The sequence below is a fragment of the Methanolobus sp. ZRKC2 genome, assembly GCF_045291185.1.
Classification (GTDB): Archaea; Halobacteriota; Methanosarcinia; order Methanosarcinales; family Methanosarcinaceae; genus Methanolobus.
In genome coordinates, this window is sequence record NZ_CP146980.1 from 2786141 (window position 1) to 2801548 (window position 15408).

General features: G+C 42.0%; 19 protein-coding genes. 18 read left to right on the forward strand and 1 reads right to left on the reverse strand.

All coding sequences use genetic code 11. The features are described 5' to 3' along the window. Positions 1 to 21 precede the first annotated feature (21 nt). The 17 genes from psmA to V7O62_RS13530 all read left to right on the forward strand — a co-directional run bounded on the left by psmA (position 22) and on the right by V7O62_RS13530 (position 12138). A complete protein-coding gene (psmA, locus tag V7O62_RS13450; RefSeq protein WP_406656850.1) occupies positions 22 to 810 on the forward strand; it encodes an archaeal proteasome endopeptidase complex subunit alpha in 789 nt (262 codons plus the stop codon). Positions 811 to 845: 35 nt separating this feature from the next. Next, positions 846 to 1538: a ribosome assembly factor SBDS gene (locus tag V7O62_RS13455; RefSeq protein WP_406656851.1), complete on the forward strand. Its 693-nt coding sequence runs from the start codon at positions 846 to 848 to the stop codon at positions 1536 to 1538. A gap of 9 nt (positions 1539 to 1547) precedes the next feature. Continuing rightward, a complete protein-coding gene (gene rrp4 / locus V7O62_RS13460) occupies positions 1548 to 2321 on the forward strand; it encodes an exosome complex RNA-binding protein Rrp4 (protein ID WP_406656852.1) in 774 nt (257 codons plus the stop codon). 59 nt (positions 2322 to 2380) lie between these two features. Next, positions 2381 to 3412: an exosome complex exonuclease Rrp41 gene (gene rrp41, locus V7O62_RS13465; protein WP_406656853.1), complete on the forward strand. Its 1032-nt coding sequence runs from the start codon at positions 2381 to 2383 to the stop codon at positions 3410 to 3412. Continuing rightward, positions 3396 to 4190, forward strand: coding sequence for an exosome complex protein Rrp42 (gene rrp42 / locus V7O62_RS13470; protein ID WP_406656854.1), 795 nt, complete (start codon positions 3396 to 3398; stop codon positions 4188 to 4190). The genes rrp41 and rrp42 overlap by 17 nt, the downstream gene beginning before the upstream one ends. A 47-nt stretch (positions 4191 to 4237) precedes the next feature. Continuing rightward, positions 4238 to 4525 carry a 50S ribosomal protein L37ae gene (locus tag V7O62_RS13475; protein WP_406656855.1) on the forward strand — a complete coding sequence of 96 codons (288 nt, stop codon included), beginning with the start codon at positions 4238 to 4240 and terminating at the stop codon, positions 4523 to 4525. Positions 4526 to 4532: 7 nt separating this feature from the next. Next, a complete protein-coding gene (locus V7O62_RS13480) occupies positions 4533 to 4670 on the forward strand; it encodes a DNA-directed RNA polymerase subunit P (protein ID WP_406656856.1) in 138 nt (45 codons plus the stop codon). 7 nt (positions 4671 to 4677) lie between these two features. Next, positions 4678 to 5151: an rRNA maturation protein gene (locus V7O62_RS13485; protein ID WP_406656857.1), complete on the forward strand. Its 474-nt coding sequence runs from the start codon at positions 4678 to 4680 to the stop codon at positions 5149 to 5151. Continuing rightward, entirely contained in the window at positions 5142 to 5384 is a 243-nt protein-coding gene (locus V7O62_RS13490) for a KEOPS complex subunit Pcc1 (RefSeq protein WP_406656858.1), read from the forward strand. The genes V7O62_RS13485 and V7O62_RS13490 overlap by 10 nt, the downstream gene beginning before the upstream one ends. A gap of 115 nt (positions 5385 to 5499) precedes the next feature. Then, positions 5500 to 5853, forward strand: coding sequence for a prefoldin subunit beta (locus V7O62_RS13495; protein ID WP_406656859.1), 354 nt, complete (start codon positions 5500 to 5502; stop codon positions 5851 to 5853). Between the two features lie 63 nt (positions 5854 to 5916). Next, entirely contained in the window at positions 5917 to 6906 is a 990-nt protein-coding gene (locus V7O62_RS13500; RefSeq protein WP_406656860.1) for a DHH family phosphoesterase, read from the forward strand. Between the two features lie 19 nt (positions 6907 to 6925). Beyond that, on the forward strand, positions 6926 to 8230 hold the full coding sequence (locus V7O62_RS13505; RefSeq protein ID WP_406656861.1) for a phenylacetate--CoA ligase family protein: 1305 nt from the start codon (positions 6926 to 6928) through the stop codon (positions 8228 to 8230). Between the two features lie 37 nt (positions 8231 to 8267). Then, positions 8268 to 8705 (forward strand): ACT domain-containing protein, encoded by a 438-nt coding sequence (locus V7O62_RS13510; protein ID WP_406656862.1) that lies wholly within the window; start codon positions 8268 to 8270, stop codon positions 8703 to 8705. An 83-nt stretch (positions 8706 to 8788) separates the two neighbouring features. Next, on the forward strand, positions 8789 to 9136 hold the full coding sequence (locus V7O62_RS13515) for a DUF2103 domain-containing protein (RefSeq protein ID WP_406656863.1): 348 nt from the start codon (positions 8789 to 8791) through the stop codon (positions 9134 to 9136). 21 nt (positions 9137 to 9157) lie between these two features. Beyond that, the gene (locus tag V7O62_RS13520) at positions 9158 to 10135 is read left to right on the forward strand and encodes a methanogenesis marker 12 protein (protein WP_406656864.1); all 978 of its coding nucleotides are present in this window, start codon (positions 9158 to 9160) and stop codon (positions 10133 to 10135) included. 499 nt (positions 10136 to 10634) lie between these two features. Then, positions 10635 to 10850, forward strand: a complete 216-nt coding sequence (locus V7O62_RS13525; RefSeq protein WP_406656865.1) for a heavy-metal-associated domain-containing protein — start codon at positions 10635 to 10637, stop codon at positions 10848 to 10850. Positions 10851 to 11361: 511 nt separating this feature from the next. Further along, positions 11362 to 12138, forward strand: a complete 777-nt coding sequence (locus V7O62_RS13530; RefSeq protein WP_406656866.1) for an epoxyqueuosine reductase — start codon at positions 11362 to 11364, stop codon at positions 12136 to 12138. 241 nt (positions 12139 to 12379) lie between these two features. On the opposite strand, the gene V7O62_RS13535 is transcribed toward V7O62_RS13530, so the two are convergent. Beyond that, positions 12380 to 13567 (reverse strand): Cdc6/Cdc18 family protein, encoded by a 1188-nt coding sequence (locus V7O62_RS13535; RefSeq protein WP_406656867.1) that lies wholly within the window; start codon positions 13565 to 13567, stop codon positions 12380 to 12382. A gap of 282 nt (positions 13568 to 13849) precedes the next feature. Here V7O62_RS13535 and V7O62_RS13540 point away from each other — a divergent pair, with 282 nt between their 5' ends. Then, the gene (locus V7O62_RS13540) at positions 13850 to 15211 is read left to right on the forward strand and encodes a monomethylamine:corrinoid methyltransferase (protein WP_406656868.1); all 1362 of its coding nucleotides are present in this window, start codon (positions 13850 to 13852) and stop codon (positions 15209 to 15211) included. The last annotated feature ends 197 nt before the right edge of the window (positions 15212 to 15408 follow it).

Sequence of the window (15408 nt, forward strand, 5' to 3'; positions counted from 1 at the left end):
GATACAGGAGATGAAATTAAGATGCAAATGACACCACAAATGGGTTATGATCGTGCAATTACTGTTTTCAGTCCCGATGGGCGTCTTTTTCAAGTAGAGTATGCCAGGGAGGCCGTTAAGAGGGGTACGACTGCAGCGGGTGTGAAATCCAAGGACGGAGTAGTCCTTCTTGTCGATAAAAGGATAACAAGCAGATTGATAGAAGCAGAATCCATCGAGAAGATATTCCAGATAGATGATCACATCGGTGCTGCTACATCCGGTCTGGTTGCAGATGCCCGCGCACTGGTAGACAGGGCAAGAGTAGAAGCCCAGATTAACAAAGTATCTTATGATGAGCAGGTGGGAGTAGAAGTACTTGCAAAGAAGATTTGCGATCATAAACAGAGCTACACCCAATATGGCGGTGCCCGTCCTTATGGTACTGCTCTTCTGATTGCAGGAGTCGATGATTCAAGGCCTCGTTTGTTCGAAACAGATCCAAGCGGTGCACTTCTTGAATACAAGGCAACTGCAATAGGTGCAGGAAGAAGCTCTTTTATGGAGATATTCGAGACTGACTACAGCGACGATATGGATATGGACGCTGCTATCATGCTTGGCATGAAGGCGCTTTACAGATCCACTGAAGGTAAACTCAATGCAGCTACCCTCGAAGTAGGTCTTGTTACCCTTGAGGAAAGGCAGTTCAGAAAGCTTTCGGAGGATGAGGTTGAAACATACGTGACCCGTATCCAGGAAGAACTAAAAGACGAGTTTGCTGACGAAGAAGAAAATACCGAAAGCTCCGAAGAAGGGGCCGAGGAATAAAAAGAATCAAGGATTAAAATAAGGGGTGAAGATAAATGGTGTCACTTGATGAAGCTGTGATCGCAAGGCTCAAGAAAGGGAAGAACCAGTTCGAGGTTCTTGTAGATCCGGACGGAGCGTTTGCGTTGAAGAGAGGCGAAGATGTCAAAATGGAAGATATACTCGCTGTTGAATCCGTATTCTCTGATGCTCATCAAGGGGACCATGCAGCTGAGTCCGATATTGAGAATACCTTTAGCACTTCTGATGTTATGGAAGTTGCCAGTCAGATCATAGAACATGGGGAACTCCAGTTAACTACAGAACAGCGAAAACTCCTGCTTGAAGAAAAAACCCGGCAGGTTGTAACTGTGATAGTGCAGAATGCTATTAATCCTCAGACAAAGACACCTCACCCACGGGCTAGAATCGAGAAGGCTATGGAGGAGGCAAAGGTCCACATAGATCTTTTCAAGGGCGTGGATGAGCAGGTAAATATCGTCATGAAGGCCATCCGTCCTATCATTCCTATCAGGTTTGAGGAGGTCGATGTAGCGGTAAAGATACCTGCGGAGTATGCTGCCAAATCCTATGGAGATGTTTCTAAGTTTGCAACTCTCCTGAAGAATGAGTGGCAAAACGATGGATCCTGGGTTGCTGTTGTGAGGATGCCGGCAGGTCTTCAGAACGATTTCTATGGTCTGGTAAATCACCTGACTAAAGGAGATGCTGAATCTAAATTATTATGAGGATGGATAATGGAGCGAGAAATTGTACTTCCGGGCCAGCTTTTGTCTGAGAACAAGGCAGAATCGGGACCTGGTACTTATGTGAAGGATGGAAAAGTCTATTCTCTTTTATACGGGATCAAGAATGCAAGAAATAAGCTATCTGTGATTCCGTTCTCAGGAAAATACATTCCTTCAAGCAAGGATTTTGTAATCGGTACTGTGATCGAGGTAACTCCTTCAAACTGGATATTTGACATAGGCTCTCCTTACGATGGCCTGCTGCATGTCTCGGAGTACCCTAAAAGAGTGGAGTCTGACAAGATGCCAGGAATTATGGGCGCTGGTGACTCTGCACTTCTGCGTGTAAAAGACGTAAATCCGTCTATGAAAGTGGAACTGTCAATGCGCGAGAGAGGTTTGAAACCGCTCAATGTAGGCAGAATAATCAATGTTGTCCCTGCAAAGGTTCCCCGGGTCATAGGACATGGCGGTTCGATGGTCTCAATGCTTAAAAAGGAAACCAACTGTGAGATTTTTGTAGGTCAGAACGGAAGGATATGGATAAAGGGAAAAGACGCTGATATGGATCGTCTTACCGAAGCTATAGACATGATAATGCAACAGTCACATACAACGGGATTGACAGACAGGGTTTGCCGTTTCCTGAGAAACGGGGAAGATGTTGACGTTGATACTGAGGAAAATCTTGCCGATGCCGAAGAAGTAGAAGAAGATGAAGGCGGGATTCCTGAGGATACCTATAGAAAAGTGGATGCACTTCTGGAAGAAACGGATGATTAACCCGGAAAATCTTTTTTGTAAAAGTGAGCGGCCAATTGCGTGAATATTGGAGAATTAGTATGAATGATAAACCTGAAAAATTCATTGATGAGAATGGTTTACGCCTCGATGGCAGGCAAATTAATGAAATAAGACCGATGACGATTAAGATAGGAGTGCTTTCCCGTGCGGATGGCTCCTGTTATCTGGAATGGGGAAACAATAAGATATTGGCGGCGGTTTACGGTCCCAGAGAACTTCATCCAAGAAGACTGCAGAAAGCTGATTCCGCTCTGATAAGGTATAGATATAATATGGCAGCTTTTTCCGTTGAGGACCGCATACGTCCCGGTCCCAGCAGAAGGAGTATCGAGATATCAAAAGTAAGTCGTGAGGCATTCGAACCTGTTGTAATGACACAGCTTTATCCGAGTGCAGTGATCGATGTCTTTGCAGAGGTACTTCAGGCAGATGCTGGTACAAGGACTGCTGCTATCAATGCAGCTTCAATTGCCCTTGCAGATGCCGGAATTCCTATGAAAGGTCTTGTGGCTGCCTGTGCAGCCGGAAAAGTCGACGGGAAACTGGTACTTGATCTGAACAAGCCTGAAGACAATTATGGTCAGGCAGATCTTCCGATAGCGATGACCGAGGATGGAGAGATCACACTTCTTCAGATGGATGGAGATCTTACTCAGGAAGAGTTTAAGCAAGCTGTTGAAATGTGTAAGGAAGGTTGCCGTCAGATCTTCGAAGTGCAGAAAGAGGCTTTGAAGAACAAGTTTGCTGACGATGTCGCAATTGAAGTGCCGGATGATATTGATGAAGAACTCGATGTTGAAGCCATGGTCGAATGCGAGGTTGAGGAATCTGAGGCAGAAAGTTCCGAAGAATCGGATGCTCTTTCCGAGGAATTAGAATCTGAAGCAGAAGAAGAGGAAGAAGAAGAATCCGAGACTGAGGAAGAGTCCATTGAAGAATCGGATGTTTCAGAGGCTGAAGAGGAAGAAGAAGTTCCGGAAGATATAGAAGAAGAGTTCGTTGATCTAGTCGAAGAGGAAACTACTGACGAAGAAGAAGTTGCCGAGGGAAGTGATGTCCGTGAGCAATGAAGTGATGTCTGTACTGAAAAGAGATTATATTTATAACCTTATGCTCAAGGGAAACCGTGCTGATGGTCGTTCCTTTGATGAGATAAGGGATATTGAAGTAAAAACAAATGTCATCGATAAAGCTGAAGGATCTGCATGGGTAAAGATTGGAGAAACAGAGGTTCTTGCAGGTGTGAAACTTCAGGCAGGAGCTCCGTTCCCTGATTCTCCTGGTGAGGGAGTCATTATCACCAGTCTTGAGCTGAATCCCATAGCTTCTCCGGACTTTGAGGCAGGTCCGCCAAGAGAGAATGCTATTGAAATGGCCCGTGTTACCGACCGTGGTGTCCGTGAGTCAGGCGCAATTGATTTAAGTAAGTTGTGTATTACGGAGGGAGAAGAAGTATGGATAGTATTCATCGATATCCATGTTCTCAATAATTCCGGAAACATTCAGGACGCTTCTTCCTTGGGCGCTATCGCAGCCTTACTTACCACAACCATTCCTATGGAACGTGCAGGAAAAGGTGAGGATATGGCTATGCCTATCAAGGATATGCCCTTGTCAGTTACAGTTATAAATATCGGTGGCTCGCTGATGGTTGATCCGGGACTTGATGAAGAAACTGTATGTGATACCAAAATCACTATTGTTTCAAATCAGGATGGTTCGATCTCAGGAATGCAAAAGAGCGGTGACGGAGCATTGACGGAAGAACAGTTGTTGAAGGCTGTGGAAATGTCATGCGAGAAAGCAGCCCAACTGCGTGAGGTTCATCTCTCAAATATCCGGGATTAATCACGTTAATATCGTAAATTCACATTTGATTCAAGGAGATTAGATTCATGGGTAAAAAATATACAAGAAAAGGACGCGTATCCAGATCAGCAGGCCGGTTTGGTGTACGATATGGTAGAAGAGACCGTAAGCTGGTAGCGGATCTGGAAGAAAAAATGCGTATGCCCCATGTATGCGCAAAATGTGCCCGTCCTACAGTAAGCAGAGTCTGTACAGGTATCTGGAGATGCAGCAAGTGTGACTATACATTTGCAGGCGGAACCTATCTTCCACAGACCAGTGTGGGTAAGACAGTTGCACGTTCCGTCAGGAAAGCCACTGAAAAGATAGAGTAAGGTGAGCATGGATTACAAATGCACAAGATGCAAAAGAAATGTTGAGATCGACTACGAGTACACAGGTATTCGCTGCCCTTACTGTGGGCACAGGATACTTGTGAAAGAGCGTCCGACATCCATCAAACGCATCAAAGCAATGTAAGAAGTAGATGCAAATAACTTCTTCTCGCAAACCATCAGCCGGCACGCGTACTCTATGTAAGCTGCTGGCATCTTTTCTTAACTGTGATTATTTTAATCGCGGAAAGATGGGCATGGGTGAGGTTCTGGACCAGGCAGATGGTTCCTCCCTCATGATCGTGGGTGAATACCACGGAAACCCCGGCAGTATAAGCATGTACGATCCGGAAGGTTACTGTGTTCTCTCTTTATATCTTTCGTTATCTGCATCTGAAAAACCTTATCCCCGGTCCGGGCAAGCAGAACCATTTATAGTTGGGGAAGGGGAGATTGCTTCGTTATTTTCAAATTTGTTTCTCCCGGATAGTAGTGAAAACCCCTCCTATCCTCTGAAAATGGTTATTTCAGATGATCGGATCGATTTTAATGAAGATGAAACTACTCTTTTTACCTTGAAGATCAGAAGTTACAGGATATTTGATGGTGGTACCGATTGCAGTTGATAAGCCAATCTGTTTTTGAGACCGATGCTGCCTGTTCAATATACTTGTCACTTAAGCCTGAAATCGAAACACAGGTGACCGACAGGTCCAGAATCGAATTTAAGGTTGATGGCTCGTATCTGTATCTTACTGTAGAAGCTGATGATCTCGTATCTATGAGGTCTACTCTGAACACCTGGTTAAGATTGATACAGGTAGCTTATGAAGTAGCTGTCCTTACGGATAGTACATAATATATTCAAGTTCTCTTTTGGTGAAAAACAAAGCTGGACTAGCTGTTTTAACATTGTATTCTTTATGGAAACATTAAAATCACTTTAAGTTTATTGGTATGCCAGGTGAAACCAAATGAGTACACAAATACCCCCGCAGATACAGAACCAACTGGCACAATTGCAGCAAGTACAGCAGCAGGCACAGTCACTTGCAATGCAGAAAGCTCAGATGGAATCCTTGCAGAAGGAATCCGAAGTGGCTCTCGAAGAGCTTGAGAAGCTCCCTGAGGATGCAGTGATATACAGAACTGTCGGTGAGTTGCAGGTCAAGGCCAATAAAGAGGAAACTGTTGGCAAGATGAAGGAAAAGGTAGAAACGCTTTCCCTGAGACTTCAATCTATCTCCAGACAGGAAGAGCGTATCTCCAAGCGTTTTACACAACTTCAGGAACAAATTGAACAGGCAATGGGGAATCAGGCAGAATAAAGCCTTTTTCCTTACTGCTAACATTACTCGGATTATCTTCCTTTCTGATAATCAGAGGTTTCCATGCAAGTTGAAGAACTGGAGTTTTACAATAGACTTCTGGATTATTCAAATATTCTTTACTTGTGTCATCGTAATGCAGATCCAGATGCTGTGAGCAGTGCTTTTGCACTGTCCGAGGCACTAGGCGGAACTATCGGACTAGTGGACGGTTGTAACCGCGTTGCCTCGCTTCTTATTGATAAGCTTAATATAAATGTGGAGGATAATCCCGATCCGTCACAATATGATATCACACTGGTAGTTGACACATCTACCAGTTCACAATTGAACGATATTAAATTGAGTAAGTATTGCGTTATCGATCATCATGCGACTACCGCACTTATCGATAATGCGGAATTCTACCTTCATCGCCATGCTACATCCACTGCAGAGATGGTGTTCGATATTCTCCGTATAATGGGTGCTCCCATAATGCGCAGAACAGCACTTGGTCTTCTCACAGGTATTATAACAGACACCGGCCATTTCAAACATGCAACGTCAGATACCTTCAGGGCTGTATCGGATATTATAGAAGCAAGTGGAGTGGAATATGCTGAAGTTCTGGAAATGATGGCTTCAACCCCTCAGGATATATCCATGCGTATAGCCATGTTAAAGTGTGCTACAAGGGCCAATATCGAGCGTATTGATGACTGGCTGCTAGTTGATTCTCACGTAAATTCATTCGGAGGTGCAGCATCCTCTATGTTCCTGAATATAGGAGCTGATGTCGCTTTGATAGGCACATCACGTGACAGGAATGTAAGGGTCAGTGGAAGGGCAAAGCGTGATGCCGTGAATTCCGGCGTGAACCTTGGAAAGATAATGGAGGATATAAGCTCCAATTATCAGGGTACCGGAGGAGGTCATGCAGGTGCTGCCGGAATTGATGTAGTAGCGGATATAGATGTTATAATTGAGGAATGCAGAAACAGGATTCGTAGTGTTCTCCAGGGAAAACCGAATCCTTCTATCTGTGAGGTCTTACAGGAAGAATCGGAATAAACCGAAAAGAGGTGAAAAAATGATAGAGTACTGGAACCCGTTGATTGAACGTATGCCGGTTGAAGAGCTGGAAAAAATACAGGAGAAGAAGTTGAAACACCTGGTGGACTATGTTTACCAGCATTCGGATTTCTACAAGAAGCGCTTCGATGATGCAGGTGTAAGTCCCGGGGACATTAAAACACTTGACGATCTGAAAAAATTACCATTCACATATAAGAGTGACCTCAGGGATACCTATCCCACCGGGATGTTCTGCGTTCCTAACGAACAGCTTGTACGTTTCCATGTCTCATCCGGGACAACAGGGAAACCAACAGTTGTGGGCTATACCAGGAACGATATCGACGGATGGACTACTTCACTTGCAAGGGCTATGACCTCTATAGGTGTCGGAAGAGGTGACATTATACAGGTGGGCTATGGATATGGTCTGTTTACAGGTGGACTCGGGGCCCATTATGGTGCGGAAGAAATTGGTGCGACCGTGCTTCCTACAAGTTCAGGTAACACTGAAAGGCAGATTGAATTAATTCAGGATCTCAACTCAACAGTAATCGCCTGTACTCCTTCATATTTCCTTTTCATGAACGAGGTTGCAAACAAGGCAAATGTTGACATAGAAAAGGATACTGGCCTGCGTGTGGGCATTTTCGGTGCGGAGCCCTGGTCCGAGGAGATGAGGACAAGAATCGAGCAGGCAACCGGAATAAAAGCCTATGATATATATGGCACTTCAGAACTCAGTGGCCCCCTTTTTACGGAATGCCAGTATCAGGATGGTATTCACATCTGGGCTGACCAGTTTCTTATTGAGGTAATTGACCCTGAGACCGGAGAACAATTGAAGGAAGGTGAAAGGGGTGAACTTGTAATTACCACACTGTTCAAGGAAGCTCTTCCTCTTATAAGATACAGGATCGGTGACATTACCGTTATCAACAAAGAGCCATGCAAATGTGGAAGGACTCATCCACGTATCATGCGTGTCCTTGGTCGTGCTGATGATATGCTCATAGTTCGCGGTATCAATGTCTTCCCCGGTCAGATCGAATCTGTGCTCATGAATATTCCTGAAGTCGGCGAGCATTTCATGATAGTTGTGGACAGGGTGAACGAACTTGATACTATGAAAGTCCAGATTGAGATGACGGATGAAGCCTTCAGCGATAAGGTAAATGACATTATTACTCTGGAGAAGAAAGTCTCATCTGCCCTTAAAGGTGTCCTGAACATCGCAGTTAAAGTGGAACTGGTAGAAAGCGGAACTATTCCTCGTTCCATGGGTAAGGCTAAGAAAGTAATAGATAACAGGAAGCTATAATATTACATAGGATATAATTTTATTATCAGGTGGTTTCATGGAAGACAAGATTATCAAACAGATATCCCTTTTCGCTGAGAACAAGCCCGGAAGGCTTGCTAATATCGCCAGCAATTTCCAGAAGGAAGATATTAATATTAGGGCCTTTACCATAGCTGAAGCCGGTGATTTCGGTATTATAAGGATGGTTGTGGATAGGCCGGACTTTGCACATACTGTGCTGCATGATGCGGGTTTCACAGTATCTGAAACAAGTGTCCTGGGTATTGAGATGGAAGATGTACCCGGGGGTTTGGGCAAGATAGCAGATGTCCTGGGCGAGAAGGATATTAACATAGATTATGCCTATGCTTTTGTCACAAAGACGGAAAAAGCACTGCTGATCCTCAGGGTCAATAACATCGAAACTGCCATTACTGTCCTGAAGAATTCCGGTGTCAAACTCATCGACATGGTGGATATCCAGCAGATATAAAATATGATCTTTCCGGATAATCCTTTCCTTTTTTGACCGACCAACCATCAATATTTTATATTTATTACTGTTTACTCACTCAAATGAATGCCGGTAAGCCTGTAGACGGACCCAGTAAACCAAAGAGCAAGCTTGGTGGCTCTCACACGACCATCATTGGAAATCGCCAGGGAAAAAAGCTTGTAGCACTGGTAAGCCAGCATCCAGAGGTCAAGAAAATAATCCCTTCGGTAATTACTGTCAAAGGGAAGGGAAGTTCAGGAGGTCTCTTATCCGCAAAAGTACTTCGCCCGGATGACAGGGGAAACCTCCGAATGCTCATTTCGCATGGTACTTCTTCACAGGAACTCAGAATTGTTACGACTGTCGGGAACGCCCTTGAAGGTGAGCGTGTAATGGAAGAAATCAATTCAATGCTCATAGTAGACTGACCAAATAACAGAGTGCTCATCATGTTCATCGGAATAGATCACGGTACTACAGCAATGCGTTTTGCATCTGTTGACCCGGAAAAATCTGCAGTTGGGAAACTGGAAGTTCCCCGGCAAGACGTTGCTCCTATGAGTGAATCCCAGGTCATCTCCCTTATCGAGGAAAAGTTCGGTGTGACCAGAAATGAGATTGAGATGATAGCTATAACCTATTCCATGGGAGATGGCATAACGTCTATTGAGCACATGAATAATGTTGAGAACCGGGGTGTCAGGAGTATTGAAGGAGCTGGCAAGAAAACCGGCGGTGGAAGTCGTGTGTTCGATGCAATAAAGGGTTCGGGAATTCCTGCCGTTGTGATCCCCGGGATACATGACAGAAGCCAGACAGACCCTCGACTGAACGTTTTCTCTCATTCAACAAGTCCTGAGAAAATAGGTATTGCATATCATGCACTATGTATGGGTTTTACAGATTTTGTCCTTTCTGATATCAGTTCCAATACCGTGACCCTTGGAGTTGCAAACAGTAAAGTTATCGGTGCTATTGATGCCTGTATTTTTGCTCCGGGCCTGAGTCATGGTCCTCTTGACGTACAGGCCTTAAGGGACGTGGATGTCGGTAAACTTAGTGCAAATGAAGCCTTTACAAACGCAGGTGTCCTCAAGCATACTCCCTTCTCCGACAGGCAGGAATTACTGAAAGCTGCCAGAGAGGAAAATCCTGACGCTATCTTTGCACTGGATACCATAGCGCTATTTGCTGCAATGGAAATATCCTGCATGCAAGTTCTGATGAAAGATTATGGTTCCGTGGGTGAAATCATACTCGAGGGTTCCGTAGTTGAGATGCCTCGCGTAGCAGAGAAAATAAAAGCCCATCTTGATATGGATTGCCATACGCTGGACAGGTGGAGTGCTGCTATCGGATGCGCGGAGATAGCCAGGGACATTGCCGATGGCAGCCGAGAAATACTTGGTATTCCTGTTAATCTGTGAACCCAAAGCAGGTTTTTTGTTTGAAACATTAAATGATTTGTTTAAAACTTTAAACTTCAAACAAGTATGTTTTTATTCGGTGAGGAACTGCCATAATCTCATAGTGTCTCTTGTATTCTTCAAGAAAAAGATCAGACAACTATATCTTGAACTTTAAAAGTAATTTATAAAGCTAACATTGTTGATTTTGAAAAAGGGAGGGGAGCAGGATATACAAAATGAAGAACGAACAAATGAGAGAACTTATTCTAAATTGTGGGGTAGAAAAACTTGAGTGATCTTGTAAGAAGATGTAATTGGATAAAAGAGTTTTTCCCCTTGTTAGACTTAGAATCAAAGCAGGACTTGGAAGAATAAGTCCCGTTGATTCCTTAGGAATTGAAGGTTTAGGACTAACAGGAGTAATCAGTGCAATTCGAACTTCTTAAAAATCGAGCGTAAACTTGTTTAGCGTTGCATATATCTCAGAGACAGAGGTAAGGGACATGCGGAGCCTGCCATGAACAAGGTTAAGATAAAGACAAAAAAGATGATGTGCGGACATTGCCAGACAGCCATCACAACAGCCCTTTCTGCAATGGACGGAGTATCTGGAATGGATATCAGCCTTGCAGACCTTGAGGTCACGGTGACATACGATCCCGAGAAAACAAGTAGTGAAGAGATAAGACAAACTGCACGCAAGGTCACAAAAATAGAAGATCAAGAGATGTGATCGTCATGATAACCGCAATAACCGTAGAGGGATGACATGCATGCACTGCACTATAGAGTATACATGAGAAACGTTCCAACTGATCCAGGTGTTCCAGAATTGACAAACAGTGAATATCATATATGAATCATATCGAAAACTTTCCCATGATCCTCAGGTATTCATTCTTAGCCTGTTCCATTATGTTGAGGTAATGAGCACTTCCAACAGTTACAGGTGCCCAGCCTTGTAATTTGGCGTTTTTTCTCAGGTGTTAGATTCAGGATGAAATCATAGATTGATTTTTCATTGATGAATTCCTGTGCCTTCTTCACTTGTCAATGAATTTTTTCTCAACTGCTATCTGTGGATTAAAGTGAGTTTCTCGTGATAAACAAAAAAGTTCCATGTCAAAAAAGGTGTATACTTATTATACATGGAAAGATTTTTATAGCTACTGATATCTATTTTAATTATGGCAAAAATGGGATCGTTTTAAAGAGGTTCCTATTTTTGTGATGGAGAGAAAAATATGACATTAAAAGAAGAGATTCAAGAAAAAGCCTTTGAAGTGGGTTTCCAGCTATTTGGTGTTTCTGACATCAAAAAATTGGAAGAGGCTGAGTTTCCGGATGGAAGAGGGCTTATGAGACCATCTGAAGTCATGCCGGAAGCCAAGTCTGCATTTGTTATGGGTTTTGTCCTCTGGGATGAGGGTCTGAATGCTGCTATATCATCTGTAAGTACCGGTGATTTTTCCGGTGGAGAAGCAGACTACTACAACATGTATTACGAGGTTACAGAAACCCGAGGATGGCGCCTGGTTTCATGGTTAAAGGACAAAGGATACAAGGCCATACCAACTCATACAGTTCAGGAAAAGATAGCTGCAACTCTTGCAGGATTGGGATTTATAGGTCACAATACTCAGGTAATAACTCCGGAATATGGTCCAAGGGTCCGATGGATGACAGTACTAACTGATGCAGAACTTGAGCCGGATGAGCCATTCACAAGAGACTTGTGTGCAGAACAGCCATTATGTCAGGAAAAATCATTGTGTGTAAAAAGCTGCCCATATCAGGCAATCATTCCAGGCCCATCTCAGGGAGTAGAACCCGGAAAGAAACTAATCTACGACAAATGTGTAGTTTCTCATGAATTCGATAAGGAAGTTTCTTCCCAACACGAGAAGTACATACGTCGTATAACAGACAGAGGTTTCATGGAATGTACTATATGTAATCTTATCTGCCCTTATGGAAAAACAGTCGAAGAAAACATAATTCCTGAAAAAAGAGGCGATTGATGAAATTACATATCATCAAATTCCTTTTCCCATTTATTAAAAAGGATGCCTGGAATTTCACCAATTTGACAATAGCATAGTTTCAGTAATATCCGATTTTCTGGATTTAAAATGTAATGGAATTATCATTCAAAAAAAACAACAAATTGAAGGTTGTAATAGTGCAATACAGTATGGGTATTGATGCAGGTGGAATATAAACTGATGCAGCCAATAAGGAATAAAAAAGCTGCCCATTACTTCAATCTTTTATTAACCTGTGATCTGAATAAAGTGCTTCTTTAAATTTATCCAGTTTCTCATCTATCGAGATCAAGCGGGTTTTTCCAAAACGTCCTTTACTTCTTACAGGTGCATTAATTATTCCCAGCATGTCAAATTCCGCGATGATTCTGGAGACACTCGAACGACCAAGAATTCTTAGGTTATTGCGGTCAGCTAGTTCCTTGTATCTTACTTCGACTTGACCAGTAGTAATTCTATCATTTAGCTCTTCAATTAGTTGAACTATGCTGAGGAGCATTAATTTTGATTGGATAGGAAGACTTCCCACGAGCTCAAAAAAACAATCCTTGTTCAATTCTTCATGAGCAAGTAGAACATGTTTTTTTGTTATTCTTTCCTGGTTATTTCTTTCTGCAATCTCGCCTGCAATGTCCAGTAATGCTAATGCTTTACGTGCATCACCATCTTCCTGAGATGCAATTTTTGAGCATTGGTTAACAACTTCTTTATCAATGACTCCTTCCTTAAAAGCAAGCTCTGTACGATCATTTAAAATCTGGGAAATTTGCTCAATGTTATAAGGTGGAAATACGAAGTCTCTTTTATTAAGGGATGAGGTGACTCGGGGGTCCAATTTTTCTGAAAAGAAAAGGTCATTTGATATGCCTATGATACCAATATAAAGACCATTTTCGATGTTCATGTTTTCACTTGCTCTACTTAAATTGTAGAGAATATTATGATCTTTTAGCTGGTCAATTTCATCAAAGACTGTTATTATTATTGACTGATTTTTATTAATTACTTTCCAGAGTATAGTGTAATATTCTCCTATAGAAAGACCACTTCTTGGAATATCAATATCTTGATCAATACTCTTAATGATTTCAAAAATGATATGACTCGTGCTGTTAACCTGTTTGCAATTCAAGATGATGGTATTTACATTCCTGAATTCTTTTCTTGTCACCTCTTTCAATAATCTGAGTACATACCTGACAACAGCAGTTTTTCCAGAACCGGTTTTTCCATATATGAACGCATTTTTCGGTTCACCATTAGAAAGCACAGGTCTTAATACATTAGCAATATTTTCTATTTGCTGGTCTCTGGCAACTAGGATTTCAGGCAAATATTTTGGAGATAGTACTGATCTATCTCTGAATATTTTCATGTTACCTGCTCCGAATATGTTGCTTTTCATAGAATCATCCAATGCCTGACCGACTGTAATTCTGTAGGTGAAAGGATTATTTAAAGGTTTACAAGTGGTTTGGACTAAATAAGGATCTGTAGCTTTCTTTTGTTGAAAACACTTTCTTAACTACAGAGACTAACATATTATGGTCTGACAATATGAAATCCATTCAATAATTGATTTTGATTGTAGTTTACAGTTGATCAATTTGGTGATTTATAATAAAAGATAAATTGCTTAAACAGCCTCTATTTGATGGAGCAGTATAGTCCTTAAAGGTGACTTAACATGGCGGATATCCACAGCTATTTGAGAAGGGCAGTGAATGGTGAAAAAAAAGATGAGCAAAAGCATGATTTGGAAGTTTTCAGGCAATCCCAGAAACTTGTTTCTTCTCATGGCATAACTTACGACGAGGATGAATTTGTTCCTTCTGAGGTAGAATTTGCAGATTCGGTTTTTGAAGCAGCTCTGGATCTTTTACTCAAAGTAGGTATCTATTGTATTGATACGGGTAGAGTCATAAAACTGGATGAGGATGAAATTTTAAGTTCAATAAAAGTTCCAAAAACGCTGGAAATTGGAAGATTCAACGAAGTTGTGTCTGTTCCAAACCGGTATACCATGGATTCAGAACCACCAGTTATCATAGGTGGTCCAATGGGTGGTACAGTATCTGAGAAATACTTCCTGGAAATACACCTAAGTTCAGCATACGAACCTTTAATACAGGGTGTCTATGGTGGTGCAATGGAGACTATGGGCGGCGATTACGTCCAGGGCAACAGTCCCTTTGGATTGCTTTCTACATTAAAGGAAGCCAGACTTGAAAGGCTCTCTACAAAAGTAGCTTCAAGGGAAGGCCTTGCATTATTAGGACCCTGCACGCCAACAAGTTCTCCTTCTTATATGCTTGTATCATCTGATGAAATGTATTCAAGGAATGATCCTCAGGAAGTATATCAGTTAAGCGAGATTAAAACTGACTTTGAAACATTCAACAAGTCAATATTCCACCTTACACATGGGAACAAGTTTTTTTCAAGTCAATCTGCAGTATTAGGTGGGAATAGTATAGGATCAGCAGAAGGACTTGCTATAGTTGATGTGGCTGAGACTATACAATCCAAAATGCTCACCGGAGCAAATTTCCATGTGTCAGGTTCTGTTCATGCAAGCACAAATTCATCTTCAGCAAAAGAGATTATCTGGGCTTCTAATATGGCTTCAATTGCCATTTCTAGAAATATGCAATACTACACAGCCAGACACTACTTTAACAGGGCTGGATCTTGTACTGATATGATGTTCTATGAAACGGCTGCCCAAGCAATTGGTGACACTGTAAGTGGAAGGGATATTCTCATAGGTCCTGTTGGTGGTCGTGGAGCGTCGATAGACCAATCTTCAGGCCTAGAATCTAGATTTATGGGTGAAATTGCTCATATGGCAACCCATCTTGCAATGGAAGATGCAAACGCTGTCGTGAACAAGATATATTCAAAATATAAAGACCGATTGCTGGATTCACCAAAAGGCAAACCATTCAATGAGTGCTATACATTAAAGTCAGAATATAATATGACTCCTAATGAAGATTACTTAAATCTTTACAAGAAGATTTTTTCGGAAATAGAGAGTTATTGCTAAACTAATATCATAAATAAGAATAGTTTCAAGTCTGCCTACTTTATTTTTTATTCATTTTCAAACTGTTAATAGTAATGGTTAAGAGAATATTTATCAAATTTTTAGCTATTTTAAATTCAAGATACCTATTACCTCGTACTTGTACGCCGGGATATAAATAACGGCAAAAACCGAAATTCTAATAAAAATTAGATTTT

Coding starts and splice junctions, on each gene's coding strand:
- V7O62_RS13485 (WP_406656857.1), top strand. CDS start 4,678: ATGCAAATAACTTCTTCTCGCAAACCATCAGCCGGCACGCGTACTCTA.
- V7O62_RS13505 (WP_406656861.1), top strand. CDS start 6,926: ATGATAGAGTACTGGAACCCGTTGATTGAACGTATGCCGGTTGAAGAG.
- rrp41 (WP_406656853.1), top strand. CDS start 2,381: ATGAATGATAAACCTGAAAAATTCATTGATGAGAATGGTTTACGCCTC.
- rrp4 (WP_406656852.1), top strand. CDS start 1,548: ATGGAGCGAGAAATTGTACTTCCGGGCCAGCTTTTGTCTGAGAACAAG.
- psmA (WP_406656850.1), top strand. CDS start 22: ATGCAAATGACACCACAAATGGGTTATGATCGTGCAATTACTGTTTTC.
- V7O62_RS13530 (WP_406656866.1), top strand. CDS start 11,362: ATGACATTAAAAGAAGAGATTCAAGAAAAAGCCTTTGAAGTGGGTTTC.
- V7O62_RS13535 (WP_406656867.1), bottom strand. CDS start 13,567: ATGAAAAGCAACATATTCGGAGCAGGTAACATGAAAATATTCAGAGAT.
- V7O62_RS13540 (WP_406656868.1), top strand. CDS start 13,850: ATGGCGGATATCCACAGCTATTTGAGAAGGGCAGTGAATGGTGAAAAA.
- V7O62_RS13495 (WP_406656859.1), top strand. CDS start 5,500: ATGAGTACACAAATACCCCCGCAGATACAGAACCAACTGGCACAATTG.
- V7O62_RS13520 (WP_406656864.1), top strand. CDS start 9,158: ATGTTCATCGGAATAGATCACGGTACTACAGCAATGCGTTTTGCATCT.
- V7O62_RS13455 (WP_406656851.1), top strand. CDS start 846: ATGGTGTCACTTGATGAAGCTGTGATCGCAAGGCTCAAGAAAGGGAAG.
- V7O62_RS13510 (WP_406656862.1), top strand. CDS start 8,268: ATGGAAGACAAGATTATCAAACAGATATCCCTTTTCGCTGAGAACAAG.
- V7O62_RS13475 (WP_406656855.1), top strand. CDS start 4,238: ATGGGTAAAAAATATACAAGAAAAGGACGCGTATCCAGATCAGCAGGC.
- V7O62_RS13525 (WP_406656865.1), top strand. CDS start 10,635: ATGAACAAGGTTAAGATAAAGACAAAAAAGATGATGTGCGGACATTGC.
- V7O62_RS13515 (WP_406656863.1), top strand. CDS start 8,789: ATGAATGCCGGTAAGCCTGTAGACGGACCCAGTAAACCAAAGAGCAAG.
- rrp42 (WP_406656854.1), top strand. CDS start 3,396: ATGTCCGTGAGCAATGAAGTGATGTCTGTACTGAAAAGAGATTATATT.
- V7O62_RS13480 (WP_406656856.1), top strand. CDS start 4,533: ATGGATTACAAATGCACAAGATGCAAAAGAAATGTTGAGATCGACTAC.
- V7O62_RS13500 (WP_406656860.1), top strand. CDS start 5,917: ATGCAAGTTGAAGAACTGGAGTTTTACAATAGACTTCTGGATTATTCA.